25 protein-coding genes are annotated in these 26,259 nt (G+C 63.7%); 13 read left to right on the top strand and 12 right to left on the bottom strand.

Annotation, left to right across the window (positions count from 1 at the left end):
- Both G9C82_RS06045 and nadC read left to right on the top strand, forming a co-directional pair.
- Complete coding sequence (locus G9C82_RS06045) at positions 1-1,560, top strand: L-aspartate oxidase (protein WP_011224788.1); 1,560 nt, start codon at positions 1-3, stop codon at positions 1,558-1,560.
- The gene (gene nadC, locus G9C82_RS06050) at positions 1,560-2,381 is read left to right on the top strand and encodes a carboxylating nicotinate-nucleotide diphosphorylase (RefSeq protein WP_127013613.1); all 822 of its coding nucleotides are present in this window, start codon (positions 1,560-1,562) and stop codon (positions 2,379-2,381) included. The genes G9C82_RS06045 and nadC overlap by 1 nt, the downstream gene beginning before the upstream one ends.
- Before the next feature lie 7 nt (positions 2,382-2,388).
- Here the strand turns inward: nadC and G9C82_RS06055 are convergent, their stop codons facing one another.
- Together G9C82_RS06055 and G9C82_RS06060 are read right to left on the bottom strand one after the other, a co-directional pair.
- Positions 2,389-2,880 carry a pyridoxamine 5'-phosphate oxidase family protein gene (locus tag G9C82_RS06055; protein WP_004963863.1) on the bottom strand — a complete coding sequence of 164 codons (492 nt, stop codon included), beginning with the start codon at positions 2,878-2,880 and terminating at the stop codon, positions 2,389-2,391.
- Positions 2,881-2,971: 91 nt separating this feature from the next.
- Positions 2,972-3,706, bottom strand: coding sequence for a bifunctional helix-turn-helix transcriptional regulator/GNAT family N-acetyltransferase (locus G9C82_RS06060; RefSeq protein WP_007189064.1), 735 nt, complete (start codon positions 3,704-3,706; stop codon positions 2,972-2,974).
- A 186-nt stretch (positions 3,707-3,892) separates the two neighbouring features.
- Between G9C82_RS06060 and G9C82_RS06065 the strand changes: the two genes are divergently transcribed.
- Positions 3,893-4,561 (top strand): RNA 2'-phosphotransferase, encoded by a 669-nt coding sequence (locus G9C82_RS06065; protein WP_007189065.1) that lies wholly within the window; start codon positions 3,893-3,895, stop codon positions 4,559-4,561.
- A 17-nt stretch (positions 4,562-4,578) separates the two neighbouring features.
- Here the strand turns inward: G9C82_RS06065 and gpmI are convergent, their stop codons facing one another.
- Entirely contained in the window at positions 4,579-6,138 is a 1,560-nt protein-coding gene (gene gpmI / locus G9C82_RS06070) for a 2,3-bisphosphoglycerate-independent phosphoglycerate mutase (RefSeq protein ID WP_127013614.1), read from the bottom strand.
- 171 nt (positions 6,139-6,309) lie between these two features.
- On the opposite strand from gpmI, the gene G9C82_RS06075 reads away from it, so the two are divergent.
- Positions 6,310-6,702 carry a hypothetical protein gene (locus tag G9C82_RS06075; protein ID WP_004963876.1) on the top strand — a complete coding sequence of 131 codons (393 nt, stop codon included), beginning with the start codon at positions 6,310-6,312 and terminating at the stop codon, positions 6,700-6,702.
- A gap of 55 nt (positions 6,703-6,757) precedes the next feature.
- Positions 6,758-8,008 carry a DNA double-strand break repair nuclease NurA gene (locus G9C82_RS06080; protein WP_127013615.1) on the top strand — a complete coding sequence of 417 codons (1,251 nt, stop codon included), beginning with the start codon at positions 6,758-6,760 and terminating at the stop codon, positions 8,006-8,008.
- Positions 8,009-8,099: 91 nt separating this feature from the next.
- Here the strand turns inward: G9C82_RS06080 and G9C82_RS06085 are convergent, their stop codons facing one another.
- Positions 8,100-8,435 carry a hypothetical protein gene (locus tag G9C82_RS06085; protein WP_004963886.1) on the bottom strand — a complete coding sequence of 112 codons (336 nt, stop codon included), beginning with the start codon at positions 8,433-8,435 and terminating at the stop codon, positions 8,100-8,102.
- A gap of 43 nt (positions 8,436-8,478) precedes the next feature.
- A complete protein-coding gene (locus tag G9C82_RS06090) occupies positions 8,479-9,270 on the bottom strand; it encodes an endonuclease/exonuclease/phosphatase family protein (protein WP_127013616.1) in 792 nt (263 codons plus the stop codon).
- A gap of 87 nt (positions 9,271-9,357) precedes the next feature.
- Here G9C82_RS06090 and G9C82_RS06095 point away from each other — a divergent pair, with 87 nt between their 5' ends.
- Positions 9,358-11,208, top strand: a complete 1,851-nt coding sequence (locus G9C82_RS06095) for an ATP-binding protein (protein WP_011224778.1) — start codon at positions 9,358-9,360, stop codon at positions 11,206-11,208.
- Between the two features lie 69 nt (positions 11,209-11,277).
- A complete protein-coding gene (locus G9C82_RS06100; protein ID WP_004963892.1) occupies positions 11,278-11,709 on the top strand; it encodes a universal stress protein in 432 nt (143 codons plus the stop codon).
- A gap of 2 nt (positions 11,710-11,711) precedes the next feature.
- On the opposite strand, the gene G9C82_RS06105 is transcribed toward G9C82_RS06100, so the two are convergent.
- Positions 11,712-12,155, bottom strand: coding sequence for a universal stress protein (locus G9C82_RS06105; RefSeq protein WP_049939108.1), 444 nt, complete (start codon positions 12,153-12,155; stop codon positions 11,712-11,714).
- A 157-nt stretch (positions 12,156-12,312) separates the two neighbouring features.
- Between G9C82_RS06105 and G9C82_RS06110 the strand changes: the two genes are divergently transcribed.
- Positions 12,313-13,026, top strand: coding sequence for a DUF4013 domain-containing protein (locus G9C82_RS06110; protein ID WP_127013617.1), 714 nt, complete (start codon positions 12,313-12,315; stop codon positions 13,024-13,026).
- Here the strand turns inward: G9C82_RS06110 and G9C82_RS06115 are convergent.
- Positions 13,023-14,141: a KaiC domain-containing protein gene (locus G9C82_RS06115; protein WP_127013618.1), complete on the bottom strand. Its 1,119-nt coding sequence runs from the start codon at positions 14,139-14,141 to the stop codon at positions 13,023-13,025. The two genes, G9C82_RS06110 and G9C82_RS06115, sit on opposite strands and share 4 nt — an antisense overlap.
- Positions 14,142-14,249: 108 nt before the next feature.
- Between G9C82_RS06115 and G9C82_RS06120 the strand changes: the two genes are divergently transcribed.
- Complete coding sequence (locus G9C82_RS06120) at positions 14,250-15,101, top strand: NAD(+)/NADH kinase (RefSeq protein ID WP_127013619.1); 852 nt, start codon at positions 14,250-14,252, stop codon at positions 15,099-15,101.
- Here G9C82_RS06120 and G9C82_RS06125 read toward each other — a convergent pair.
- Both G9C82_RS06125 and G9C82_RS06130 read right to left on the bottom strand, forming a co-directional pair.
- Positions 15,098-15,385 (bottom strand): hypothetical protein, encoded by a 288-nt coding sequence (locus G9C82_RS06125; RefSeq protein WP_004963905.1) that lies wholly within the window; start codon positions 15,383-15,385, stop codon positions 15,098-15,100. The genes G9C82_RS06120 and G9C82_RS06125 overlap by 4 nt on opposite strands.
- A gap of 76 nt (positions 15,386-15,461) precedes the next feature.
- Positions 15,462-16,070 (bottom strand): hypothetical protein, encoded by a 609-nt coding sequence (locus tag G9C82_RS06130; RefSeq protein WP_007189077.1) that lies wholly within the window; start codon positions 16,068-16,070, stop codon positions 15,462-15,464.
- Positions 16,071-16,194: 124 nt separating this feature from the next.
- On the opposite strand from G9C82_RS06130, the gene G9C82_RS06135 reads away from it, so the two are divergent.
- Positions 16,195-16,737, top strand: coding sequence for a response regulator (locus tag G9C82_RS06135; RefSeq protein WP_004963911.1), 543 nt, complete (start codon positions 16,195-16,197; stop codon positions 16,735-16,737).
- On the opposite strand, the gene G9C82_RS06140 is transcribed toward G9C82_RS06135, so the two are convergent.
- Positions 16,734-17,354, bottom strand: a complete 621-nt coding sequence (locus G9C82_RS06140) for a TetR/AcrR family transcriptional regulator (protein WP_004963914.1) — start codon at positions 17,352-17,354, stop codon at positions 16,734-16,736. The genes G9C82_RS06135 and G9C82_RS06140 overlap by 4 nt on opposite strands.
- A 204-nt stretch (positions 17,355-17,558) precedes the next feature.
- Here G9C82_RS06140 and G9C82_RS06145 point away from each other — a divergent pair, with 204 nt between their 5' ends.
- From G9C82_RS06145 to G9C82_RS06155, 3 genes are all read left to right on the top strand, one after another.
- Complete coding sequence (locus G9C82_RS06145; protein WP_127013620.1) at positions 17,559-19,484, top strand: COG1361 S-layer family protein; 1,926 nt, start codon at positions 17,559-17,561, stop codon at positions 19,482-19,484.
- A gap of 3 nt (positions 19,485-19,487) precedes the next feature.
- Positions 19,488-22,004, top strand: coding sequence for an RND family transporter (locus G9C82_RS06150; protein ID WP_127013621.1), 2,517 nt, complete (start codon positions 19,488-19,490; stop codon positions 22,002-22,004).
- A 97-nt stretch (positions 22,005-22,101) separates the two neighbouring features.
- Positions 22,102-23,502: an NAD(P)/FAD-dependent oxidoreductase gene (locus G9C82_RS06155; RefSeq protein ID WP_127013622.1), complete on the top strand. Its 1,401-nt coding sequence runs from the start codon at positions 22,102-22,104 to the stop codon at positions 23,500-23,502.
- 18 nt (positions 23,503-23,520) lie between these two features.
- Here the strand turns inward: G9C82_RS06155 and G9C82_RS06160 are convergent, their stop codons facing one another.
- Entirely contained in the window at positions 23,521-25,440 is a 1,920-nt protein-coding gene (locus tag G9C82_RS06160) for an ATP-binding protein (RefSeq protein WP_007189082.1), read from the bottom strand.
- Positions 25,441-25,527: 87 nt separating this feature from the next.
- Positions 25,528-26,256 carry a 5-formyltetrahydrofolate cyclo-ligase gene (locus G9C82_RS06165; protein WP_127013623.1) on the bottom strand — a complete coding sequence of 243 codons (729 nt, stop codon included), beginning with the start codon at positions 26,254-26,256 and terminating at the stop codon, positions 25,528-25,530.
- Between the last annotated feature and the right edge of the window lie 3 nt (positions 26,257-26,259).

Below are 26,259 nucleotides of genomic sequence, written 5' to 3' on the forward strand. Positions count from 1 at the left end.
ATGACGGACGACCCGATTACGACGGATGTGCTGGTCATCGGTTCCGGTATCGCCGGACTGGCGGCAGCGCTCGCTGCGGCCCGCGAAGGCGACGACGTGACGCTTGCCACGAAGGCGACCCGCCCGGAAGGCTCCTCCTCCTGGTGGGCACAGGGCGGCATCGCCATCTCCCGAGATACGCCCGAAGAATTCAAAGACGACATCATGGCCGCCTCCGACGGCACCGCCGACCCCGACGCCGTCGATGTGCTGGTCGAGAATGCCAACGAGGCCGTCGAGGACGTGCTGCTTGAGACCTTGGACGTCGAGTTCGACCAGAACGGCTCGGGCCACGACTTCACCCGCGAGGCCGCCCACAGCGAAGACCGCATCCTCCACGTGGACGCCTCGACGGGCAAGCACATTCACGTCCCGTTCCTGAACTACATCGACGACCACGACGGCGTGGAGATTCTGGACGACACCGCCGCGCTCGAACTCATCCGTCACGAGGGGCGGGTCCACGGCGCGATGCTCGAATCCGACGGCGAGGTCGACCCGTACTTCGCCGGCAGCGTCGTGCTGGCGACCGGCGGCATCGGCGACCTCTACCCGCGGACGACGAACCCCGACAACACGACCGGTGACGGCATCGGCATGGCCGCGCTCGCCGGAGCCGAGGTCGAGGATATGGAGTACGTGCAGTTCCACCCCACGGCCTGTACGCTCGATAGCGAGCCACCCCGTGGCTCGGACGGAGGCGGTGGAACCGCCGGAGCGGGCGACGTGGCCTTCCTCGTCAGCGAAGCCGTCCGCGGCGAGGGTGGTCTGCTGCGCAACGGCAAGGGCGAGCGGTTCATGCCCGACTACCACGCGGACGCCGAACTCGCGCCCCGCGACGTGGTGGCCCGGGCAGTCAAGGCGGAGCGAGAGGCGACCGGTGAGGTGACGCTGGATGTCTCGCCGCTTGACTTCGCCGAAGAGTTCCCGAACCTCGCAGACCGCTGTAAAGAGCACGGCATCGACTGGACAGACGGCATTCCGGTCGCGCCCGCCGAGCACTTCCTCTGTGGCGGCATCAACGTCGACGACCGCGGCCGGACGACGCTGGACCGACTGTACGCCGTCGGCGAATGCTCCCGGACCGGCGTCCACGGCGCGAACCGCCTCGCCAGCACGTCCCTGCTCGAAGGGCTGGTCTGGGGCCTGCGGGCTGGCGGGGACGCTGCCGGGGCCGACCCGGAGCCAATCGAAGCGCCGGAACTGCTCGAACGCGACCCGGACCTGCCAGAGCGGTTTGCCCGCGACAAGTTCCAGCGGCTGACCCGCGTGATGGCCGAGAACGTCGGCGTCGAGCGCGACCCCGCGGACCTCCAGCGCGCGATGGCCGTCCTCCGCCGGCTCAAGGGCGAGGTCGATGCCTACGTCCGCACGCGAACCAGTCGCTCGCTGTACGAACTCCGCCACGCGAGCGTCACCGCCCTGTTGATCGCGCGCCACGCCGCCGAAAACGAGGAGAGCGTCGGCACGCACAATCTCGTGGACGCGAGCGAGGAGCCACCGGAGTCCACGGCCGACTGATGCTTACCGACAGTGACATCGAGCGGTGGCTCCGCGAGGACGTAGGCCACCACGACGTGACCAACGACGTACCCGGGACGACCGAGGGCCGTCTGGTAGCGAAAGCGTCCGGCGTGGTGGCGGGCCTCGACGCCGCCACCGCGGTGTTCGAGTATCTGGACTGCGCGGTGGAGACATCGGTCGACTCCGGGTCCGCCATCGACGCTGGCGACGTAGTGCTTCGTGTCGACGGCCCCGCGCAGTCGGTGCTCCGCGGCGAGCGCGTCGCCGTGAACATCACAGGTCACGCTTCAGGCGTGGCGACGAAGACCCGTGCCGCCGTCGACGCGGCGGACCCGGCCGCAGGGGACTCCACGCCCCGCATTGCCGGCACGCGAAAGACGACCCCTGGCCTGCGCGGCATCGAAAAGCGAGCGGTGGCGGCTGGCGGCGGCGACACCCACCGGCTCGACCTCTCACACATGGTGATGGTCAAGGACAACCACGTCGCCGAAATGGGCCTCGTTGACGCTATTGAGCACTTCCGCGAGAGAGTCTCCTTCGCAACAAAACTCGACGTCGAAGTCGAAGCCCCGGAGGACGCGCCGCAGGCCGCGGAAGCCGGCGCAGACATCGTCTTGCTGGATAATATGTCCCCCGGCGAGACCGAGCGGGCTGTCGACCTCGTAGCGGCGTCAGATGCCGATGCGCTCACCGAAGCCAGTGGCGGTATCACCGTCGCGGACGTGCCGGCCTACGCCGAGACAGGTGTGGACATCATCTCGATGGGGTCGCTGACCCACTCCGCGCCGACGCTGGATTTCTCCTTCCGAACGGGCTGAGTCCCGGTTACTCCGGCCGACTCGACGAGGATTCAGACCTGAGTTCGGGCGGGAGTTCGAGTTGCTTGATACCGGCCCGGTCATCGATTTGGAACCGGTACAGCGCTGTGGCCTCCGTCTCGGCCGCCCGCTCGAACACGTCAGGCTTCCATGAAGTGTCAATCTGGTCTTCGATTGCCCTGCGTTCGTCGTCAGGGACTCGCTCGATGGTCCCCGTCAGCAGGACGCTGCGCCAGTTGAACGTCGTCTCGATATCATAAATGAGGAACCGGGCAACGTCTGCCTGGTCGCTCACCGTCACCTTCCGGCTGTCGCTACCGAGAACGTAGACGAAATAGAGCGCAGACTCGCCGTCGTACCAGAAACTGAGCGGGCGCAATAGCGGCGCGGAGTCGGTTGGGACGCCGAGCACGCCGATACTCTTGCGTTCGAGCGTCTTTTCGATATCCCCGCTGTCCATCTGGAGCATCCCGTACTCTTCTAGTTGCTCAAATGTCACGCCAGCACTTGTCGGTAGATAATCATAAAGCCACAGGGCGCTGGCTCGGGGGTCGCTATTCACCACGCGGTGGGACGCTATACAGTCCGTCTCAGTCCAGTTGGCGGGCCAGCATCACCTCGTCGACCAGTTCGCCCCGAATTTCGTAGTGGTCAGTGCGGACAGCCTCAGTCGTCCAGCCGACCGCCTTCAGAAAGTCGATTGCTCGCTCGTTCGTCGCCGGCAGGCTGTTGTACACCTTCCGACAGCCACGGCTTGCGGCCCATTCGACCCCGCGGTGAAGCAGGTGACTGCCGATACCATGGCGTCGGTACGTCTCCATCACGCCGAGCGTGAGTTCGGCCGTCGACGCGAGTTCGTCCACTTCGGACATGGCGACGTGGACCCAGCCGACAACATCGTCGTCCACCGTGGCGACGAACACGACGCGACAGCGGTTGGGACCCCACCGGACGAGCGTGTCCTCGTAGGCCAGTTGCTCCGCGACGCCGGCCGCGATAATATACGGCGCTTCACTGGTCACGTCGCGTATCGTGCCGACGACGCCGGAGAGGTCCGACGGCCGGGACGGGCGTATCTCGTAGCTAACGCCGGCTTCGTAGTGTTCGGCCGTCTCACCGCCATGAAGTGCCACGGTGAGCTTCCCGTCCTCGGTGGCCTCGATGAGGTCGTCCCGTTTGAGAATGGAGACGTGGTGCTGGAACCGCTCGGGGTCGACACTGATAGCTTCGGCCACCTCGGCGGGCGCGACAGGGCCGTTCCGTTCCACAAACCGGTACACGTCGGACCGCTCACCGCCGAGTTCGAGGTCTGTTGGGGACGGCATCTCGCTATGGCCCACTGATGACTGTATCTACTTGAAGCTACCCAGCACCGTCACCTGCAATTGCAGGCCGCCTTGCCAGCAGCGCTGCCGTGGCCGCCGGTGAAACCGGCTGGAACAGGTGTCTGTGTCGCAGAAAACTGGCACGTCCGCGTGACGCTTTTGTATGGTCGTGGCTCATTCTCGACTATGCCAGACGCGGTCCGCCGCTGTCCCGAAGACGGCTTCTTCGAGGGCGACACGTGCCCGGTTTGTGACGGAGCTGGGACCCACATTCTCGACGGCGCACGGCGACGACAGCTCTCGAAGTTCGTCTCGGGCGCGCTCAGACATTTTCCCGAAGACGCAGGCATCGAGGTAGACAAAGCGGGGTGGACGGGCTTCGATGCCCTCCGTGTCGCAGTCGAGCGACAGTACGACTGGGCTGATGCTGCGGCACTGGCCGGCGTCATCGCCACGGACCCGAAAGGGCGATTCGAGCGGACGGGCGTCGGCAATGAAGCAGGAATTGCGACCGCTGGCGGCCGTGTTCGCGCGGCATACGGACACTCCGTTGACGTGACCCTCGACGGGACCGATGACCCCGTTCCGGCGACGCTGTACCACGGGACCGCCCCGCGGAACGTCGATTCGATACGCGAGGCGGGACTGAAGCCGATGAGCCGCCAGACGGTCCACCTTTCCGAATCCGCCGCGGCGGCCCGGGAGGTGGGGCGTCGCCACGCCGCCGACCCCGTCGTGTTCGTCGTCGACGCCACGGCAATGCAGTCCGATGACCGCCGAATCGTCAAGCGCGGAACCGAGACATACACAACTGACCGCGTGTCGCCGGTGTACCTTTCGCTGCTCGAAAAATAGCGTGGTTGCGTCGCCCGCTACTCGACCAGCGGCGTGCCGGTCATCGCGTCCGGCCGGTCGATACCCATGAGCGTGAGCATCGTCGGCGCGAGGTCGGCCAGCGTCCCGCCGTCACGGGCAGTCCGACCGCCGGCAGTTCCGTCGGGAGAGAGGTAGATGAACGGGACGGGATTGGTCGTGTGGGCCGTGTGCGGGTCGTCTTCCGTGCCCATATCGTCGGCGTTCCCGTGGTCGGCACAGATGAGTGCGTGACCGCCAGCAGCTCCAATTGTCTCGACCAGTCGCCCGAGCTGTTCGTCAACGGCTTCGACGGCGGTCGCCGCCGCGTCGAAGTCGCCGGTGTGGCCGACCATATCGGGGTTGGCGAAGTTCAGGACCATCGCGCTGGGGTCCTCAGTCTCGATGAACTCGATAGCGGTGTCGGCCAGTTCCGGCGCGCTCATCTCTGGCTGGAGGTCGTAGGTCGCCACGTCAGGGCTATCGACGATTTCGCGGCTCTCGCCGTCGAACGCGACCTCACGGCCGCCGTTGAGGAAGTAGGTGACGTGGGGGTACTTCTCCGTCTCGGCCAGTCGAATCTGTGTCTTCCCGGCTTCGGAAAGCACCTCGCCGAGCACGTCCGCAGGCTGGTTCGGTGGGAAGGCGACCGGCAGGTCGAACGTCTCGTCGTATTGCGTCATCGTCACCAGCCGGGTGTCCGGTGGCTCGGTGTCGGCCCCCCAGTCTTCGGGTCGGATATCGCCGAGCATCCGGGTGAGCTGTCGGGCGCGGTCCGACCGGAAATTGAAGAAGACGACCGCGTCGCCGGCTTCGAGGCCGGCGTGGTCACCGACAGTCGTGGGTTCGATGAACTCGTCAGTGGTGTCGCGGGCGTACGACTCCGTGGCGGCCGTGACGGCCTCATCGGCGTGGTGGTCGCCCTCTCGGTGAACGATGGCGTCGTAGGCCCGGCGGGTCCGTTCCCAGTTCTGGTCGCGGTCCATCGCGTAGTAGCGTCCGCAGACGGTGGCGACGTGGCCGGTCCCGTGTTCCTCGACGTGGGCTTCGAGGTCAGCAAGGTAGTCCTCGCCGCCGGTCGGCGAGGTATCCCGGCCATCGGTGAAGGCGTGTGAGACAGCGTCAGTCCCGCGCTCGCCGGCGAGTTCGATGAGTGCGTGCAGGTGGTCCTGATACGAGTGGACGCCACCGTCCGACACGAGGCCCATGAAGTGAACCCGGCCGCCGTGCGCCTCGGCGTGCTCGAAGGCCGATAGAATCGTTTCGTTCTCGAAGAACGGCGGGTCCTGTGCGTCGTCATCGGGCGGGGCTTCGCCCCGCGAGCGGGCGATACTGTCGCTGACGCGAGCAGAGTCCTGCTTGACGACGCGGCCGGCCCCGATGTTGAGGTGGCCGACCTCTGAGTTGCCCATCTGGCCCTCCGGGAGGCCGACCCGGCGGCCGTGGGTGGTAAGCGTCGACGCTGCGCCCGCGTCTCGGTAGCGGTCGAAGTTCGGCGTGTCGGCGGCGGCGACGGCATCCCGGACATCGTCGTCCGGATTCAGGCCCCACCCGTCCAAGATGATGAGTCCGGCGTCCATATCCAGTGGGTCACGCGACCGGCCTAATACACTGTCGGTCAGTCCCGAACGTGACGGTCGATAATGCGAAATTCGGCGGTGCTGGTGGGGCTATCCCCCCGCCTCCGCCCCGCTATCGTTGTCGGTATCTGGAACCCTGAAATTAAGAGGGTGGCCCGCCTTCGGTCGGGCATGACTCGAAATATTCTCTCGGAGGATCTGGCCGACGCAATCGTTACGACAGCCCGGACGGCGACGGGCGACTCGCTGCGCTCGGTGACGTATTTCACACGTGCGAACTTCGAGCAGCTCTACCTGCGGGACGACCTCGAACAGGACGCCGACCTCAACGACTTCGTCGGCCACGAATGGCAGGGGTACAAGCAGACAAAAAACGCATACCAAGAGTCCGAACTGGGCGACTATCGCTTCACCGTGCGCGCGTTCTCCAACGGCTACCTCGTGCGGGCGACGACCGAACGCCAGGGCGTGCTCATCACCACGGACGGCCTGACGATGCAGTCCTACGAGGAAATCGCCGAGGCCATCGAACGCCTGCTCCGCGAGGAGTCGGGCAAGGAGTAACCACCGAATCGGCGGGTGACCAAAGGGTTATGCCCGTCCCGGCGAACCCACGGGCATGACGCTGGACCCGGTTCACGTCGACGGAATCGCCAAGCTCGCCGGGCAGGTACGCGAGACCGTCGAGACGAGTGACCAGGAGGCGGCCGCCGAGGAGGTGTGGGACAGCTTTCTCGACCCGCTGTGGCAGGACGGAACGAAGATTCTGGAGCCGCTGGACGAGCAGCGCCGCCGGAAGGTCCCTATCGAGGATATCGCGCTGGCAGACCCGCCGTTTCCGACCCAGCACGGCCTGGATTCGGGGACGATCAATCCGACGACGTTCAAGAATGGACTGGTGCTGGACGTGGCCCAGGCTGCGATGGGCAGTGTGCCCTCGGACGTGGAACTCCACCGGGGCCGGACCATCATCATGGCCGTCCACTCGAACGACGCGACGCTGGGATTCGACGGCGAGTGGCAAGGCGGGGACCGCGGCTACGCCAAACGGCGCGTCCTCGACGTGCCACAGGTCGACCGCTACGAGCAGCGGGTCGTCCACGCACTGGCGCTGTACCTCGCGGAGAGCCGGCACGCGCTGACCAACGCCGACGTGGTCGAGGACCTGTTCATCCTCGACGGCCCTATCTATCCGACCGGCGTGCTCCGCTGGGCCGACCGCGACACCGAACTGGCCGACCTGCTCGCGGAGGACGACCGCCCCAAAACGGTCGTGAACAACTACGTCGACCTCGTCGAGCGGTTCGTCGAGCGGGACGTCCCGATGGTCGGGTTCATCAAGAACTCCTCGACGAAGGCCCTCACGCGGGCACTCCGGCGCAAGACCAACGCCCCGTGGGTGAACGACACTGCTTTTTTCCGCCGAATCCTGGAACGCTGCGACGACGAAGGCGAGCGCCAGACCGACTGTCTCACTGCGACGAACTGGTTCCGCTCGCGGGGCGGCACTGACGGCATCATGGCCGCCGACGGTGACGCGCTGGGCATCGAGCGGTCGCTCGACCCCGAGGCCTACGAGGTGACGTTTTTCGTCCTCTACGACCCGCGTTCGGACCTCGTGTTCCGCGTCGAGGCCCCGTACGCGTTCACCAAAGACCCAGAGTGCCGGACCAAACTCACCCGGCAGATACTCCACGACGTGGCCCGGGAACAGGGGCCGCCGCTGGCAATCGGAAAGGCCGACGAGCTTGCCAAAATCGACCGGCAAGGCAGTGAGGAACTCACCCGCCGCATCGAGCGGACCTTCGAGACCGACCGGGAGCGGGAGTACAACGACATCCGGTGGGGCGCCGTCGAAGAATCGTTCTGAAGGGGCTAGTCGCGACGGGCCAGAACAATGCACTCGGCACCGTCGTATAACTCACCGGTCGTTCGCTGACTCAGAAAACGGGCCACTCCGACTACGCCGTCTCGGCCTGCTGTACCGTCACGTCGACCGTCTCGCCGGCGACGCCGAGCCGGGCGAACTGCGTTCGGACATGTTCCTTGGCCGCGTCGATGGCCGCATCGCGCGTCTCGAAGCCGCGGGGCATCGGGGATTCGAAGGCGATTCGTATCTCGCGGTCGCCGATGGACTGGACCTGCCCGCCGCTCTCGACCTCGTAAAAAGCGTCACAGACCCAGACGTAGGGCGTCCCCTCGTCCGGCGCGCCCTTGAACTCGGGCGGCTCCTCACCCGGTTCGTACAGCGTCCCGGTCAGCGCCGTCCCGCCTGCCGTCCCCCGAATAAGCAACATAATCCTATATAGGGGCCCCAACGGCAAAAGATTCTCCCCCGGGTCAGGGCTCGCAGTCGACCACGACAGGCAAGTGGTCGGAGCCGTAGTGGTCGTCGTCGCGGTCGGCAATGACGGCCCTCGTGTCGACGGCCACGTCCTCGCTGACGAACACGTGATCGATACCCATCCCAGGGAGCAGGTCGTGGAAATCGGTCCGGCTCGTCGTCGGACCGTGGATGACGCTCGCTATGTCGCGGGCGTCGACGAGCGTGCGGCCGTCCGGGAGTCCGTGGCCCTCGGCCCGCTCGTAGGCCGGTTCGCCGACGACGCAGTTGAAGTCGCCCATCAGTACTGCAGGAGCATCCCGGGCGATAGAATCGAGGTGGTCAAGCACCAGTTCGATGCCCTCGACCCGGGCGTCAGCCCCCTGATGGTCCAGATGCGTGTTCAGACACAGCAGGTCGTCGTCGGTGTCGCGGTCACGGAGGCGAGCCCAGGTCGCCACGCGGGGGTAGGCGGCGTCCCAGCCGACGCTGCTGGGCTCGGCGGGCTGTTCTGAGAGCCAGAACGTGTTCGTGGCCGCACAGTCGAAGCGCTCGGCCCGGTAGCCGATGGCCGTGTGCTCCCCGCCGGCGTCGACTGAGTCGCGGGGGTCACCGACCCACTCGTAGCCGTCCAGCAACACCTCTAGCTCCCGGAGCTGGTGTGCCATCGCCTCCTGCACCCCGATAATATCGGGATTGTGATACTGGATGGTCCCCGCCACCAGCCGCCGCCTGTGGGGCCACCCGTCTACCCCATCCCCGGCAGTATCGTACCGCACATTGAAAGACATCACCCGCGTCGGCTTCATATGCGTTCGTTGACAGCCATCCGGGTAAGGTTTCACATTCATGCTGCTGGGGAAAGGTGTTAATCCCCGGCTACCCTGAACTGGGGTATGTCCGACCTCGGGGATTTCACTGATTTCGACGGCGACGACGCGGCGGCTGACGACGAGGCCGCACAGTCGGCCGAGACGGCCGATGACGGTGATGGGGCTGTCGATGCGTCGGAGGAAACCGACCCGACAACACAGTCTGCAGACGATGACTTCGAAGATATGGATGTGACACCGGCCGGAACAGACACCGGCCTCGGCGTCCTCTCGGCCGCGAACGGCCTCCGGATCAGCGAGGAAGCGGAGGAAACGGTCCTCCGGGCGTACGTCACCGCGCGGAACCGCTCGCGTCTGCGCATCGGCACGTATCTACTCGTCCCATACCCAGGCGGTGAGCGCCTGTTCTGCCGCATCAAGGCCCTGGAGTACGCCCAAGAGTTCCATGCCGACGACGCGACCGAAATCCACGCCCGGCGAGCGATGCGCGAGCGGGGCATCGACGAGCGGGATTTCAAATTCATCGCCGAGCTTGAGCCGGTTGCAGTGCTGTACAGCGACGGTGGCGAACTCAAACGGCGGATGACTGACCGGGTGCCAAAACCCGAAACCGTCGTCCGGGAGGCCACCGACAAGTCCGAGATCAAGACCGGCCTGAAGATTCCCGAGGACGGCGTCTTTCTGGGCCACCTTGCCGTCGGTGGCGAAAAGGTCCGGACGGCCGCCGAGCCGCCGACCATCGACTACCGGCTGAAAGACGACTACGTCGCCGGTGACCCGCTCGTGTTCCGGCACACCCTCGTTGCTGGCGGGACCGGGTCCGGGAAAACCCACAGTTCGAAAAACGTCCTGCGGCAGTATCTCGGTCGGACCTACGAGATGGGCGACGGCCGCACACCCGAACTCGCCGTCGTCCAGTTCGACCCCCAAGACGAGTACGCCCAGATGCACGACGACAACCCCGAGATGACCGACGAGTTCGAGCGGCGCTGTGAACGGGAAGGCATCGCTTACGGCGGGCACGACGACACTATCGCCTTCGTTCCGAAGGTGGCCGGGGCCGACTACAACGCCAGCCACCACCGCGCCGAGCAGGTGGAGTTCACGATTCCGTTCTCACTCGTCCACGACAATCCCTGGCTCATCGCCGGGTCAAGCCTGAACGACAACCAGTACGGCGCGCTGGTGAACACACTGCTCCCGCGGTTCAAGCGCGAATACGGGGAGGGCGGGACCTACAGCGACTTCCGGACCTTCCTCGGAGACCCCGCGCTCAAGGAGGAACTGGACGAGGCGGGAGACGTGCACGAGGCTACGTTCGACGCTGTCAAGCGCCGCGTTCAGGGCTTTGGCGCGGTTTTCGACCAGGACGCCCGACCAATCACCGACCAGATTTCGCAGTTCGTCCGCGACGGCGGGCTGACGGTTATCCCGACGTACCACATCACGGACTCCCGGACCGCATCGACAATCGTACTGGCCGTCTCCAGCCTGCTCATCGACCAGAAGCTCTCGAACGACCCGGACTACGACCGCATCAAGGAGACGCCGCTCGTCCTCGGGATGGACGAGGCCCATAACTTCCTGACCGACGCCGACAGCGTGCAGGGCCGCAAGGTCATCGGGAAGTTCACCGAGGCCGCCAAACAGGGCCGCAAGGAGCGTCTCGGCCTGTACCTCATCACGCAGGACCCACAGGACATCGCCGACCCGGTGTTCAAGCAGATCAATACGACGATGGTACTCAACCTCGGCGACGAAGACGCCATCTCGGCGGTGAACATCCCCAGCAATCTGGAATCGAAGGTTCCCTACATGGAGAAGGGCCAGCGGGTCGTCTACTCGCCCGATAACTCCGAGCCAGTCGAACTCATCGGCCTGTCAACGTGTGTGACTCGCCACGGGCGAGACTGACAGACCGCAGGCCAACTCACCGATTGCAGCGGGCCGAAGATTCAAACCGGCCCCAGCGGAAGTGGACGTATGGCAAAACGAATCCTTGTTCCGGTCGACAGCTCAGACCAGGCATCGGTGGCCTGTGAGTTCGCAGCCGAGGAGCATCCGGACGCGACACTCGTTCTCCTGCACGTCATCAACCCCGCAGAGGCCGGCTACAGCGCGGAGGCATCGATTCCCTCGTTCTCCGAGGAGTGGTACGAGACACAGAAGGCAACGGCGGAGGACCTCCTCGACGACCTTGAGTCGGAAGTGACCGAGGCCGGTGTCGAGTCCGTCGAACGCGTCATCGAGGTCGGGCGACCAACAAAGGTCATCGTGGAGTACGCGGATGACCACGACATCAACCAGATCGTCATGGGGAGCCATGGCCGCTCGGGCATGTCTCGTATCCTGCTGGGTAGCGTCGCTGAAATCGTCGTCAGACGGGCGTCCATCCCCGTAACTGTCGTCAGATAGCGCTACGGGTGCCGGACGATATGGACGTCGTATTCGGGGTCTTCTGAGACCGGCGAGCCGACGCTGCAGACCGGCGTCGACACCCGCCCGGCGTTTTCACTGCCGATGAACACGATTGAGGCCTCCTCTTCGTGAGCGACTTCTCTGATTGTCCGGGTGATATTCGTCGTCGTCGATGCCATCGAGCTCACGTCTTCCGGGACCTCATAGCGGAACGACGCCGCCGGGGCGACTGACTCGGCTTGCTCTCGCATCCGGTCGGCGACCGCCTCAACAGTGAACGCCTCATCCGCGTCGAGCCAGCCGTGTTCCCGCGCGTACGCCGCATCGTCCGGGATAACAGACAGTGCAGTGATATCCTCATCGCGGTAGTCCGCGAACTCCATCGCCCGCGTGAGCGCGGCTTTCGACAGGGCCGAGCCGTCAAAGGGAACGAGTAGTACCATATCCCACTTGTTGCCCGGTTGTGATTTATTGGTTCCGCTAACCGGGGCAATCGCAGAGAGAAAGTGACGGTGGCGACACATCCCGGTCCTGTGGTAAGCCGAGCGAATAACCCGGCAAGCTGTCTGTAACTAACCCTGTTGAGTGTGACCAATAGTCATGGAATCGATAGACGATGCACTCACGTATCCCATGGAGGACGACGACTGGACCGTGACCGTCCTCATCGGCGGGGGCCTCAGCCTCCTCTCGTTCCTCGTCGTCCCTGCAATCCTCGTGTACGGCTATCTCGTTCAGGCAATCCGCAAGCGAGCAGACGGGGCGACACAGCCGCCAGGGTTCGAAAACTGGGGGGAACTGCTTGTCGACGGCGTCAAAGCCTGGCTCATCGGTATCGTGTATATGCTCGTCCCGCTCGTCGTGTTCGGAGTAACTGTCGGCGGCAGCCTATTCGCGCTGGCGACCGGGACTCGTGCCGGAGCGGGTGCCGGCCTGGCCGGCCTCTTCGGTGGGCTGGCCATCTCGTTCGTCCTGTCGCTGGTGTTCGGCTACGTTGCGACAGCGGCTATTATCCACTTCGCCTGTACCGGCGAGTTCGGTGCCGGGTTCGACTTCGGGACGCTACGGACGTTAGTCATGTCTCCGGAGTACGCGACACCGTGGCTGGTCTCGATTGCCCTGTTCATCGCCGTCAACGTCGTGGTGAACTTGCTCAATGTCGTTCCATTCATCGGCTCGCTTATTGCCGTGCTGCTCAGTCCGTTCGCCACCTTCTACGTGCTCGTCGTCGCGACGGACCTCTGGGCCAGCGGCTACAACGCCGCACTTGATGATCGGGATGAAGCGGAGTCGGTCGGGACGGCGACGGTTTAGAAGATGTTAGCCTGCTGGTAAACTGAGATGCCGTCGTTCGTTATCTCGTAGGGTTTTGTCTCCCGGGAGTGGTTCGCGTTCCGTATCTTCTGGATCTCGACGGCGAGTCGCGTCTCGCTGGTGTCTGACCGGACGTACTGAAGGATGAACACGGCGTCCGTCAGGTATTCGATGATACCGTGTCTGGACGCGAAGGGGTTGGTCTCGCTGGCTTCGGAGACGAGCATCGTCGTCACACCGGCCTGTTTCAGCGACCGGGTGAAATCGAACACTTCGGTGCGTCGACGGGACTGGTCGTCGTACATCATCTCAAGCAACGAGACGGAGTCGAGCACCAGCCGGTCAGCGCCGAACTTCTCGATGAGCGCCGGGAGTTCGCCCCGGATGTTGTCGAGGCTGTTCGCCATCTCGACCGGGTCGAGGTCGACAATCGCCAGCTGGCCCTGTTCTTCGTACTCCTCGAATCCCCAGCCGCGGTCGCTGGCGGTGTCCAGTATCGCGTCGTGGGACTGTTCGAGGGTCAGAAACACCGCGTTCTCGCCGTTCCGGAGGCCGTGGTGGAGGAACTGCAGCCCGAAGGTCGTCTTCCCGGTTCCGGCTGAACCGATAGTGACGATGAGGTGGCGCTGTGGAATCCCGCCCTGAATCATCTGGTCGAGTCCCTCGATACCGATGTCGACCCGTGGGATATCGGACTCGAACTCCTCCTCGAAGTCGCTCCCGCTATCACCGCCACCGCTGCCGGCAGACTCGAACGCCGTGGCGAAGTCGTCGTCAAAGAGCCCGCCGCCATCACCATCGCCGGGGGACCCAGCGTCGGCATCAGCAGGCCCACTCTCGCTGCTGAAGGGGTCACCGCCGCTGTCGTCGAACGGGCTGCTGTCCCCGCCAGAAGCGGCGCTGCCGTCGTCATCGAACGGGCTGCTATCACCACTGCGCTTGCCGTCGTCACTGTCGGCCCCAAACGAGTCAGTGCCGGTAGACGCCGGTTCCTCGGTGTCGCTCTCGGATGGCGTCGCCGAAATGTCGTCTGCCTCAGTCGGTTCGCTGTCGCCGTCCTCGTCGTCCAGCGCACTTTCAAACCAGTCGTCGTCGGACTCATCATCCTCACTCATACGCACGACCACCAGCCACACGAACGGCCCATGGAAGTGGATACGCGTCGGGACTGATATAATTGCTGTCGTAGAGGGTTTATATACGGCCGGCGGGAACGTCCGACAATGACTGTCGGGATCGTCGCGCAGCGGGACAACGACCGGGCTATGTCGCTTGCGAGTACACTGTGTGACCGACTGCGCGCCACGTCGGCGGCCGTCGTTGTCGACGAAACGACCGCCGGAGCGCTGGGTGACCACGACGCATGGGAGGCAGCCGTGCCCGATTCGGCTCCGGTCGATGAGATGTCCGCCTGTAATCTCGTCGTGAGTATCGGCGGCGACGGGACGTTTCTGTACGCGGCCCGCGGTGCGGGGTCAACGCCGATACTGGGGGTCAATCTCGGCGAAGTCGGCTTTCTGAACGCTATTGCACCCGAAGAGGCCGTCGAGACGGTCGTCGCGGAGGTCGAACACATCCAGAAAACCGGGAGCGCCAGAACGCGGGCCAAGCCGCGGTTGCAGGCCAGCGGCGACGACTGGGAGCTGTCGCCGGCGCTAAACGAGGTCGTCGTGCAGGGCGAGCGCCGCGGTCACGGCGGCGGGGCGACGGTCGATGTGTACGTCGATGACTCGCTGTACACGTCCGGCCACGCCGACGGCGTACTGGTGGCGACACCCACCGGCTCGACGGCGTACAACCTCAGCGAACGCGGGCCGCTCGTCCACCCCGACGTGGCTGGCCTCATCATCACGGGGATGGCAAACGAGATGGGGACGCCACCGCTGGTCGTCGACGTTGACAGCGAAATCGTCGTCGAACTCACAGACGCCGACAGCGGTGTCGTCGTCAGTGACGGGCGGGTTCGAAAAGACGTGGTCCCACCGGAGCGGATAACGGTCTCGCGTGCGGGCGAGCCGGTCCGGCTTGCCGGTCCGCCGCTTGATTTTTTCACCGCACTTGACAAGCTGGCCTAACGCCGACCGACGGCGTACAGCACCGGGGCGAGGACGAGCAGCACGATACCGAATAGTTTGTACTGGAACGACGATGCGAGGACGCTCGCACTGTTCGGTTCCATCGCCGATGCCGGCGTAATCACGAGCAGTGCGCCCAGCGCAATTGTGTGCAGTCCCAGCATCCGGAGCGATCGTTGCGGGAGAATTGCGACGAGCCCACCGACAAAGCCGAGTAGCAGGACATCACCGATGGTGTAGTTCAGCAGGAAACTATCGATGAGTTGCAGCGGTGACGCGAGCATTCCTATCCAGAATCTCGCCGGGATGGAATCTTTAAAGTTCCGTTACGCCGCCGACCCGCGGGCGGCGTCTGGCCGTTCACTCGCCCGCTGTCCCCAGCGGTGTGAGCAGGAGGTAGCCGGTCGATGGGGCGCCGGCTGTCCGCAGCCGAAACTGCCGCGGTTCGTCGGGTGCCGTCGAGAGGGCGACGACATCAAGGTCAGCCGTGCTGACTGTCTCGGCGTCCACTTCGTCGATACCGGCCACGAGCAGGGCTTCTGAGAGGGCTGTCCCGCTGAGGCGGTCGGACGGGACGTCGAACGTGGCCCCAAACGATTCGTTTGCTGCACGCACGACCGGGCCGTGGCCCTCGTCGGCGAAGTACAACACCGGGTCAGGATGACCGTCGAAGAGGTCGACCGGCTGTGGCTCCGGTGTGTGCTTGGCATCTGCCGACACAGTCATCGTCTCGTCGGTCGTCTCGCCGGGCGAATCAGTCACCAGCAGGTAGGAAACGCCGCCCAGCCCGCCGCCAAGCGCCAGACCGAGGCCGATGGTGACCTGTTCCGAGAGCCCGAGTGAGAACACTGACTGCACCGCCAGCGCGACGGTGGCGAGCACGACCGCTCCTGCTCCTATCCACCCGATCACGGCCGCGAGGCTGCCAAGACGGTGTCGACCGCCTGTGTCCGCCGACGACTTGCTCATCGGTACACACTCAATGGGCCATCGGTTAACGCTTTTCGAGAGGCGGCTGCCGATAAGACATATACAGTTGCCAGCCCTAGACCTGCGTAATACTGTGTCCAGAACAACAGGCGGCCCGCCGCGGGTGCTCGTCGTTGACGACGAACACGACGTCGCCGACACGCAGGCCCTGAAACTGGGTGAGCGTTACGAGACTACGGTCGCGTACAGCGGTCAGGCGGCACTCGACGCTGCCGGCCCGGAGTTCGACGCTGTGTTGCTCGACCGACGAATGCCCGACGTGCACGGTGACGACGTGCTTTCGCGGTTGCGTGAGCGAGGGTACGACGGCATCATCATCATGCTGACCGCGGTCGACGCTGATCTGAATATTCTGGAGATGCCGTTCGACGACTACCTCCAGAAGCCGGTCGGCCAGTCGACGCTCCTGTCGACGCTCGATCAACATCTCGACAGACCCGACGAGGACGATAGGCTCGACGAGTACTTCCGGATTTCCTCGAAGCTCTCTGTGCTGGAACGCGAAAAGTCCGCGTCACAGCTGGAATCGAGCGCCGAGTACACGGAGCTAAAGGAACGTGCCAGGGAACTGGAGTGGATGCTGCACGCCGAGAACGATGATTTCGAAGAGCTGAAACAGACGTACCAGTCTATCAGCCGAAGCTAGGTGTTGAGAATCAGCGTCTCTTCGATGTACTCGTCGATGGTATCCCGAACCTCGGCGACAGGATTGTCGTTGCGCGTTGCGCTCTGAAGAATTACGCCGTCGAGTATCGTGATCATGAACCGCGAAACCGTGTCGGGGTCGACATCGGCGAAGACTCCCTGTTCGATGCCGTCCTCGATGATCTGTACGAGTTGTCGGGCGAACAGTTCGTCCGTCTCAGTGAATTTCTCGCGGAAGTCCGGGTTCTGGACTGCCTGAGCACGCATCTCGACGTACGAACCGAGTACGGCGTTCTTGGTTGGCGTTTCGACGCAGTCCGGGAAATCGTCGAGAATGAGACTGACAAACGTCTTGATGTCCTGTTCGGGGTCGCCGGTCGACTCGATCTGAAAAATGCGGTTAAATTCCGTGAGGATGAACTCCTGAAACGACAACAGGAGGTCCTCCTTGCCATCGAAGTGGTGATAAAACGTCGATTTGCTGAGGTCGGCCTCGTCCGCGATTCGCTGTATCGAAAGTCCGGCATACCCGTATTCCCGGAGGGCACGGAACGTGGCTCGCATTATCGCCTCGTGCGAGTCCGCTGGCTCCCCGGCGAACGGAATTCCATCACTCATCCCGACCGAATATTCGTTCGGGCAGTAAATATCTTCCCACTGTTACTGAACCACAACGTTGATAGGCGACCGAACGTTCGTTCGATGTACACGGTTCGGGCGGGAGTCTGTACAGACGTATGTGGGCATATATGCCGATCTCCCACGCATGACGTCCGCTCCGGACAGAAATAACGACACGGCATGTCCGAAGTGTCCCTACGCATGAAACCACGAACATTACTGACGCTGGCTGTTGTCGCATTGCTCATGGCATCCGGAACGGCTATCGGGGCCGTGACCGGAAGTCCCGACTTCGACGCAACGTTCATCGATAATACCGTCACACCCGGTGAGGAGACGACACTCGACGTTGTCCTCGTCAACAGCGGAACGGTCGACTCTGGGTCCACGAGCCAGGGAATACAGAACAGTGAGGTGACCACCGCCCGCGGGACCACAGTCAAGGTCAACGACGGAGACGCCCCGATTACGGTAACAACGAGCAAGCAGGCCGTCGGCTCCGTCCCGGAAGGCAAGACGAGTCCGATTTCATTCGACATCAGCGTCGATGACGACGCAAGTCCTGGGGACTACACCGTTCCCGTCATCATCGAATACGAGTACACGAGCTATATCTCCGAAAACGACGGGGCACGTGACGAAAAGACCGCGACCGAACGGGTCGAACTCGAACTCGAAATCGACGACGACGCGGCCTTTGACGTGGTGAGCGTCGACTCCGGCGCACGCGTCGACTCAGTCGGGACGGTCGCAGTCACCGTCGAAAACACTGGTGACGAACCAGCCCGAGAAGCCTCAGTAACGCTGGAATCAACGAACCCTGAACTCACAGTCGGTAGCGACACCAGCAGTTCCCGGTTCATCGACACCTGGGAGGCTGGTGAACAGCGGACCCTCCGGTACCGCGTCGGTGCAAGCGGCGACGCCAGAGCCGAACCGTACCAGTTTGACCTGCAGGTCGACTTCGACGACACGGACGGGGTACGAAAGAGTACGTCCGCCTCGTCGCTCGGGATTACACCTGCCCGCGAGCAAACGTTCAGCGTCCGGGGCGTCGACAGTGACGTCGCCATCGGCGATTCGGGGACGTACAACGTCACGCTCCACAACGATGGGCCAGTGACTGTCAGAGACGCCACGGTCTCCCTGCGCTCACAGAGCAGCGAAATCGCGTTCGGTGAGTCCAACTCCGCGGAGCAGTACATCGGGACGTGGGAACCAGGAGAGACTCGCATCGTCAGCGTTGACGCGTCCGCGAGCGAGGACGCGTCCGTCAGAGGGTATGCAATCTCCGCCACAGTCGGCTACAACGACCCGGAGGGTGATTCCGGTGTTGACGACGGAATCGCACTCGGAATCCGGCCCGAGCCAGAGCAGTCCTTCGAGCTAGGCGACGTTGAATCGACCCTGCAGGCGGGTGACGACGGCACGCTGGAAGCGTCACTGACCAACACCGGCGACCGAACGGTCCGTAACGTTGTCCTGAACTGGGAGAGCACCCACGACAACATCTCGCCGAAGCAGACCCAGTACGCAGTTGGCGACCTCGAGCCGGGCGAGTCGACGACCGTCTCGTTCGATGCCGACGTGTCCGATAACGCGAACGCCGGCCCACGACAGTTCGATTTCGTCGCCACCTACCGCAACAGTGAGGACGACAGGCGCGAGAGCGACACGCTCGAAATCCGACAGAGCGTCGACGGGAGCGCCGATGAGTTCATTGTCGAGACGACGAACGCGTCCGTCAACGTTGGCGGGTCCAGCACGCTCGAAGTGACCATTACCAACGACGCCGGGCAGCGACTGACCGATATCGAGGCAAAACTGTTCGCCGAGTCACCGATCTCCGTCTCGGACGACCAGGCGTACGTCGACAGCCTTGACCAGGGTGAATCAACAACCATCGAGTTCGGCATCAGCGCAAGCGGTGCCGCGATGACGAAGAGCTACCCCGTTTCGGTGGACTTCCAGTACGAGGAACCGGACGGAGATACGCCGGTGTCTGATACCTACCGGCTTCCGGTCTCCGTGACCAACTCCGGCGGTGGCAGTTCACCACTGACGGTGATTATCGGCGTCGCACTCGTGGCCGCCCTGGCCATCGGCGGCTACTTCAGGTTCCGCTAACGCATGGATTATCAGCGCTACATCGATTGGGCAGACGACCGCATCGTCCACGATTCACGGAAGGTGGTGCTCCTCTTCCTGGTCGTGACGGTGGTCTTCAGCGCCGGCCTCGGGGGCGTCTCGACCAATTCCGGGACGTCGCAGTTTACGACCGGACTGCCGGCCGAGGAGGCACTACAGGAGGTCAACGACAAGTTCTCGCCGACCTTCTCACCGGATACAGGGAGCACACAGCTGATCCAGCAGGAGACGAACGTGCTCTCGAAGCCGGCGCTGCTCCGGATGCTCAGGTCACAGCACCGGCTGGAACAGCGCGGAACGCTCCGTGTCACATCGACCTCAAGCGCCGCCAGCATTGTCGCCAAGCAGCTAGACCCGGAAGCGACGACAACTGAACAACAGGTCTATGCTGTCGAAGCCGCAACGCCGGGTGAAATCGACGCTGCCGTCAGGCGCGCGGCCGAGCAGAATCCCCGGTTCAAATCACTACTGAGCAAGGACTTCAACCGCAAAGCCGCCTCGGCGTCGGCGACCATCGGGGTCGTCACACACGAGGTCCCGGCGGGAATCTCCTCCGGGTCAGGCCAGGGCGGTTCGAGTCCGCTAACGAGTATCCAGAAACAAGCCGGGTTCACTGTCGCCAGCGCTGACCACGGTGGCATTACCCTGTTCGGTAGCGGTATCGTCGCAGACGAGTTCTCGAACGTCGTCGGCGACTCGCTCATCCTGACTGTGCCCGCGGCAGTGCTGTTCATTCTGTTTTTCCTGACGATTGCCTACCGCGACCTCGCGGACATGGCGCTTGGCCTGCTCGCGCTGTTTATGGCCGTCGTCTGGACGTTCGGCTTCATGGGGCTTGCCGGCATCCCCTTCTCGCAGATGCTCATCGCCGTGCCACCGCTGTTACTGGCGGTGGGTATCGACTTCGGGATTCACGCCGTCAACCGATATCGGGAGGAGCGTGAAACCGGGGCGTCCATCCAGAAATCGATGCGGATCACGACCGACCAACTGCTTGTCGCGTTCTTCATCGTGACCGGCACGACAGTCATCGGGTTCGCCGCGAACCTCACCAGCGCGCTGCCGCCGATTCAGGACTTCGGCTACGTGGCCTCTGTCGGTATCACCTTCACGTTCCTCATCTTCGGGGTGTTCCTGCCCGCCGCGAAGGTGGAGCTGGACCGGCTCAGACAGTCCTACCCCATCCCGACGTTCAGCGAGACGCCGCTGGGTGCAGAGGATTCCGCACTCAGTGACGTGTTGCGCGGCGGCGTCGTCATTGCGAACCGCGCCCCGATCATCTTCCTCGTTCTCATCCTCGTATCTACGGTCGGTGCCAGCTACTACGCCACCGGCGTCTCGACTTCGTTCAGTCAGGAGGACTTCCTGCCGCCCGAGGAGAACCCGGACTTCGTCGAGGCCCTGCCGGAGCCGTTCGCTCCAAGCGAATACACCGTAACGGAGGTGACGAACTTCCTCGATGAACGGTTCGACACGACCCAGTCCAGTCAGGCGACGGTGTACGTAGAGGGGCCGATGCGGAACGACGCGGCGCTTGAGCAGATGTATCGGGCGGGGAACAACCCGCCGGACTCGTTTGTTCGAGAAGACGGGCGTGCTGATTCGACGTCTATCGTGACCGTCATCCAGGACCGGGCGGACGAGGACCCCGAGTTCCGCCGAATGGTCGAGCGCAACGACCGGAACGACAACGGGATCCCGGACGATAACCTCGAACAGATATACGAGTACCTGCTCGACTCGTCGGCCCGTGGCCAGGCGCTCGAGTACATCACCGAGGACTACCGGAGCGCACGCGTTGTCTATACCGTCGAGGCGGACGCGACCGACGCAGAGGTGACCACCGATACGCGAAGCGTTGCCGACGACTTCCGGTATGACGCGACGGCAACCGGCTCGGTTGTCGTGTTCCAGGCCGTCTCGGACCTCATCCTGGAGTCTGCGATCCAGTCGCTGGCGATCGCGCTTATCGGCGCGTCAGTGTTTCTGGTCCTCATCTACAATATGCTGGAGGGGCGGCCGTCGCTCGGTCTCGTGAACATCATTCCTGTCGTCGTCACGGTGGCGTGGCTCGGCGGGACGATGCGGGTGCTCAGCATCCCGTTCAACGCGTTGACAGCGACGATGTTGGCGATAACTATCGGACTGGGGGTCGACTACTCAGTCCACGTCACCCACCGGTTTGCCGACGAGTTCGACGAAAACGACCTCGAAACGGCACTGGACCGGACCGTTCGCGGGACCGGTGGCGCGCTGTTCGGGAGTATGCTCACCACGACGTTCGGCATCGGCGTGCTCGGGCTGGCTGTGTTCCCCGCAATCGGCCAGTTCGGTATCCTGACGGCGTTGTCGATCGGGTACGCGTTCCTCGCGTCCCTGCTGGTGATCCCCTCCGCACTTGTCGTCTGGGACCGAGTGTTCAACGCTGACTGGTCGGTTCGTGGCATACTCGGGTTCGGGCGGTCGCGTCCACCCGCGCCCGTCGACGGCGACGACTGACCAGTCGATTCGGTGGGCCAGACTACCACACGTCGGTCGTGTCCGGGCGAAACACGCCACTGAAGCCTTTATTTAATGCCGTCGCTCTAGCACTGGTATGACTCACGTCGTTATCATCGGCGCGTATGGCAGTGCCGGGGCCGCAGTCGCCGGCGACCTTGTCGAGGCGGATGACATCGAACTCACGCTCATCGACAACGGCGAGCCCGGCGGTGGGCTCTGTATCCTTCGTGGCTGTATGCCGTCCAAGGAAGTGCTCTCCGCAGGGGCCCATCGCTTTCAGGCGCGCCACGACGAACGCCTCGTTGGCGACGTGCCCGAGGTTGATCTGGAAGCCGTCGTCGAACGCAAGGACGACCACGTGCTCGACTGGGCGGGGCACCGCCGAGACTCCGTCCACGAGATGGCCGAACGCGACGACGTGACATTCATTCACGACACCGCCACGTTCGTCGACGAGCACACGGTCCGGGCTGGCGGCGAGGAACACGAGGCCGACTACGTCGTCATTGCGACCGGTTCCAGCGTGAACGTCCCGGAGACGCCCGGCATCGACGAGGTCGACTTCATGACGAGCGACCAGGTGCTCGACGCCACCGAATTCCCCGACTCCGGCATCGTGATGGGCTTTGGCTACATCGGGATGGAAATGGTGCCGTATCTGGCGGAGGCCGGTGGGATGGAGCTTACCGTTATCGAGCACGACGACCGGCCAATCGACGAAGGCGACCCGGAGTTCGGCGACGAGGCGCTCGACATCTACGAAAACAACTGGGACGTGACCATTCCGACAAACTGCTACGAGAAGGAACTGGAAGAGACCGAGGACGGCGGCGTTCGCCTCACCGTCGAGTACGACGACGGCAGCGAGGAGACGTTCGAGGCCGACCAGCTGTTCCTCTTTACCGGCCGTCGGCCGACCGTCGAAGGGCTCGGGCTGGAGAACACACCGGTCTCAGTTGACGGCGACTGGGCGAGAGACACGATGCAGACCCGCGACGCCGACCACATCTACGCCGTTGGCGACGTCAACGGGAAAGAGCCGATTCTCCACGTCGCCAAGGAGCAGGGCTTCACCGCGGCCGAGAACATCGTCCGACAGGAAGCCGGTGGCTCGCTCGAAGCGTACCGAAACGTCCACCACCACGTCATCTTCTCCGGGCTGGGTGTGTATCCGTTCGCTCGCGTCGGCCACAACGAGGAGACTGCAAAAGAGGCTGGCTACGATATTGTCACGGCGACGCGACAGGCCAGCGACGACGGCGTGTTCAAATCGAAAGACGTGCCCGAGGGGCTTGCAAAGCTCGTCGTCGACGCCGACGACGGGACAGTGCTCGGCTGGCAAGGCATGCACTACCACGCGGACAGCTTCGCCAAGACGTTCCAGACCATCGTCGAGCTCGGCCTTGACGTGCGTGACCTGCCGGACCGGGCCTATCACCCGACGCTCCCGGAGAACGTCGATGGCCTCATTCGGGACTGCGTCGACCAGTTATAATCAGTCGACCAGTTATAATCAGTCGACCTGGACACCGGTCACGTCGAAGCGAACCCCGCCGTCCTCGCTTTCTGCGACAGTTATCCGGCCGCCGTGTGCGTCGACGATTTCGGAGACGATAGCCAGCCCGAAGCCGGTCCCGTCGTCGCTCGTGGTGTAGCCGCGCTCGAACACCTCGTCACGCTCGTCTTCGGGAATCCCGGGACCGTCGTCCGCGACGTAGAACCCCCGGCCGTCAGCGAGGGTCCCGACGCGGACGGTCACGGGGTCGTTGCTGTGCTCCACACTGTTTCGGAAGAGGTTTTCGAAGAGCTGCTGAAGCCGCGTCTGGTCGCCTGTGATTCGTGCGTCCGTATCGACCCGTTCAAGCGTCGCGTCCGAGCTCTCGACGGTGTCCCAGGCGGCCGTGATGATGTCGTCTAACGACGTTTCGGTCGCGTCAATGACCTTGTGGCCGCCGCGAGCGAGCGCGAGCACGTCGTCGATGAGTTCATCCATCCGTTCGAGTGACCGCCGGAGCGATTCGACGTGCTCCGGGTCTCCGTCGTACTCCTCGTCGACAAGCGTGAGCCGGCCGACCGCGACGTTGAGCGGGTTCCGGAGGTCGTGGCTGACGACGCTGGCAAAGTCCTCCAGACGGTTACGCTGGCGAGTGAGCTCCTGCTCACGGCGTTCACGCTCCTGTTCGTAGCTGATCCAGTTCCCCATCAGCTCGACGAGCGTGACTTCCCACTCCGAAAAGGAATCACGGCGTTCCGTGCCGTAGAAGCAGAACGTCCCGTACACCGACCCGTCGACGATGACGGGCGTTCCAAGGTAACAGGAGATTCCCATCTCCGTGTAGCCGGCCTTGGCGGTCAGCTCAGGGCGGTCTGCGGCGATATCAGCGAGCACCAGCGTTTGCTCCTCAACGACGGCCCGTTCGCAGTTCGTGGCGTCCAGCGGGACTGCATCGCCCGCCTCGATAGCTCCCGTCCGGTCGCGGACGATTTCGAAGACGTACATATCGCCATCGATGTGTGAGAGCGCGGCCGTTTCGGCTTTGAGGGCGTTCTGCCCGATTTCGAGGAGTCGCTCGACCTTCTCCTCGAAATCCAGGTCTTTGCGCGAGATGACCCCGTAAATCTCTCGCAGCGTCCGCTCTCTACTCCTGATCTCTTCTTCGTGCCTGTGCCGCTCAGTGATATCACGGAAGTACACCGAAATTCCGGTTGGCGATGGGTACACGGACACGTCGAACCACGTCTGTAGCGGCTCGAAGTACCCTTCGAAGGATGTTGGCTCCTGCTTGGTCATCGCCCGTCGGTACTGCTTGCTGAACTCCGTTCCTTCTATCGACGGGACCGCCTCCCAGATATTCTGCCCCAGCAAGTCAGCAGTATCCCCGTCCAATGCCATCGCACGGCCGATGACGCGCCGGCCACGTTCGTTGAGGTAGGTAAACTCCCAGTCCTCGTCCACCGCGAAGAACCCGTCTGTCATCCGGTCAAGGATGTCTGCCTCCTCCAGATAGCGGGCGACAGCAGCGGTAATCCGCTGTCGGAGCAGCTCCGTCTGTTCTGAGAGCGGTGTCTTCGTCACGTAGTCCGTGACCCCGGCCGAAATGGCATCGCTGGCCACGCTCTCATCGCCGTCGTCAGTGAAGAGCAGAAACGGGAGGTCAAAGGACTGGTCCCGGACAGCCCGTAACAGTTCGATTCCGTCTCGGTCCGGCAGTCGATACTCGCTGACGACACAGTCGTAGGACGCGTTTTCGAGTGATGTGAGTGCGTCGTCCGCCGTCTCACACACCGTCACAGTAAATTCGTCGGGGCTCCCGCTCAGTGTCTCCGTGACTGCCGTGATGTCGTCGCAGTCCGCGTCAACATAGAGAACGCGTACCCGCCCGGCAGTTCCGTCGGCCCCGTGACGGTTCGGCGTGGCCACGGGTGTATCCATACCCGTTTCAGGGTATGTGGGGATAAAATTGTACCGCCGGTAGGCTTTCATTACCAGGGTTTTACCCCGTGTATAGCGACTGAGAGGTCAGTCGGGCCGGCGAGCTGACAGGACCGGAATCTCGTCGATGCGCTCTGTCGAAAGCGCGTCCCAGTCGACGCCCGCTGGCGTCGTATGCGTGGTCGCCGCCTCGACAGTGCGCTCCGGCGTCACAACCCAGTCCATCGGCACGTCGTGGTCGTCGACGGGGACAGTGGTGTCGACGACGCCTTCGGGGCCGCCAACAATCTGAAGTTCGTGGACCGTCGTCACGACCGGTGTCGTCTCGTCGACCAGTCCCAGTTCACGGAGAACAGCGTATTCGAGGTCGCTGTACCCCTCGCCTTTCCCGATGCGCGCGCCGTCCTCGGTGACTGCGACTGAGCCCGACACCACGAGGTCGACGCTCCCGACCGCCTCGGGGCCCACTTGCCGGGCGTGGTCCGCGACGTTCGACACCGCCGGCGCGGCCTCGATATCGTCGAGTTCGGCGGGGTCGAGTTCGTAGAAACACTGCTCGTCCCGGAGCCGTGGCACGGCCATATACACCGTTTTGCCGGCCCGCAGCGCCGCCCGGCGGACCGGGAGCTGTGGCGAATCCGGATTCGCCTTCACCGTCTCCGCGGCGTCCCAGACTGCTGTCTCGGTCAAGCGCTGTGCGGCCTCGTTTGCGCCCTCGAAGTTTGGAATCCGGTCGTGGGGCGGGAACGGGAATCGAGCGATACCGCCTTCTTCCAGCGCGTCCCAGACCGTCTCGCGGATAGTTTGTTTATCCATGGC

The sequence above is a fragment of the Haloarcula sp. R1-2 genome, from assembly GCF_011627385.1.
In the GTDB taxonomy this organism is placed as follows: Archaea; Halobacteriota; Halobacteria; order Halobacteriales; family Haloarculaceae; genus Haloarcula; species Haloarcula marismortui.

What these genes read in the sequence shown, in the direction of transcription:
- G9C82_RS06045 (WP_011224788.1), top strand. Translation starts at nt 1, where the DNA reads ATGACGGACGACCCGATTACGACGGATGTGCTGGTCATCGGTTCCGGT.
- nadC (WP_127013613.1), top strand. Translation starts at nt 1,560, where the DNA reads ATGCTTACCGACAGTGACATCGAGCGGTGGCTCCGCGAGGACGTAGGC.
- G9C82_RS06060 (WP_007189064.1), bottom strand. Translation starts at nt 3,706, where the DNA reads ATGCCGTCCCCAACAGACCTCGAACTCGGCGGTGAGCGGTCCGACGTG.
- G9C82_RS06065 (WP_007189065.1), top strand. Translation starts at nt 3,893, where the DNA reads ATGCCAGACGCGGTCCGCCGCTGTCCCGAAGACGGCTTCTTCGAGGGC.
- gpmI (WP_127013614.1), bottom strand. Translation starts at nt 6,138, where the DNA reads ATGGACGCCGGACTCATCATCTTGGACGGGTGGGGCCTGAATCCGGAC.
- G9C82_RS06075 (WP_004963876.1), top strand. Translation starts at nt 6,310, where the DNA reads ATGACTCGAAATATTCTCTCGGAGGATCTGGCCGACGCAATCGTTACG.
- G9C82_RS06080 (WP_127013615.1), top strand. Translation starts at nt 6,758, where the DNA reads ATGACGCTGGACCCGGTTCACGTCGACGGAATCGCCAAGCTCGCCGGG.
- G9C82_RS06085 (WP_004963886.1), bottom strand. Translation starts at nt 8,435, where the DNA reads ATGTTGCTTATTCGGGGGACGGCAGGCGGGACGGCGCTGACCGGGACG.
- G9C82_RS06090 (WP_127013616.1), bottom strand. Translation starts at nt 9,270, where the DNA reads ATGAAGCCGACGCGGGTGATGTCTTTCAATGTGCGGTACGATACTGCC.
- G9C82_RS06095 (WP_011224778.1), top strand. Translation starts at nt 9,358, where the DNA reads ATGTCCGACCTCGGGGATTTCACTGATTTCGACGGCGACGACGCGGCG.
- G9C82_RS06100 (WP_004963892.1), top strand. Translation starts at nt 11,278, where the DNA reads ATGGCAAAACGAATCCTTGTTCCGGTCGACAGCTCAGACCAGGCATCG.
- G9C82_RS06105 (WP_049939108.1), bottom strand. Translation starts at nt 12,155, where the DNA reads ATGGTACTACTCGTTCCCTTTGACGGCTCGGCCCTGTCGAAAGCCGCG.
- G9C82_RS06110 (WP_127013617.1), top strand. Translation starts at nt 12,313, where the DNA reads ATGGAATCGATAGACGATGCACTCACGTATCCCATGGAGGACGACGAC.
- G9C82_RS06115 (WP_127013618.1), bottom strand. Translation starts at nt 14,141, where the DNA reads ATGAGTGAGGATGATGAGTCCGACGACGACTGGTTTGAAAGTGCGCTG.
- G9C82_RS06120 (WP_127013619.1), top strand. Translation starts at nt 14,250, where the DNA reads ATGACTGTCGGGATCGTCGCGCAGCGGGACAACGACCGGGCTATGTCG.
- G9C82_RS06125 (WP_004963905.1), bottom strand. Translation starts at nt 15,385, where the DNA reads ATGCTCGCGTCACCGCTGCAACTCATCGATAGTTTCCTGCTGAACTAC.
- G9C82_RS06130 (WP_007189077.1), bottom strand. Translation starts at nt 16,070, where the DNA reads ATGAGCAAGTCGTCGGCGGACACAGGCGGTCGACACCGTCTTGGCAGC.
- G9C82_RS06140 (WP_004963914.1), bottom strand. Translation starts at nt 17,354, where the DNA reads ATGAGTGATGGAATTCCGTTCGCCGGGGAGCCAGCGGACTCGCACGAG.
- G9C82_RS06145 (WP_127013620.1), top strand. Translation starts at nt 17,559, where the DNA reads ATGAAACCACGAACATTACTGACGCTGGCTGTTGTCGCATTGCTCATG.
- G9C82_RS06150 (WP_127013621.1), top strand. Translation starts at nt 19,488, where the DNA reads ATGGATTATCAGCGCTACATCGATTGGGCAGACGACCGCATCGTCCAC.
- G9C82_RS06155 (WP_127013622.1), top strand. Translation starts at nt 22,102, where the DNA reads ATGACTCACGTCGTTATCATCGGCGCGTATGGCAGTGCCGGGGCCGCA.
- G9C82_RS06160 (WP_007189082.1), bottom strand. Translation starts at nt 25,440, where the DNA reads ATGGATACACCCGTGGCCACGCCGAACCGTCACGGGGCCGACGGAACT.
- G9C82_RS06165 (WP_127013623.1), bottom strand. Translation starts at nt 26,256, where the DNA reads ATGGATAAACAAACTATCCGCGAGACGGTCTGGGACGCGCTGGAAGAA.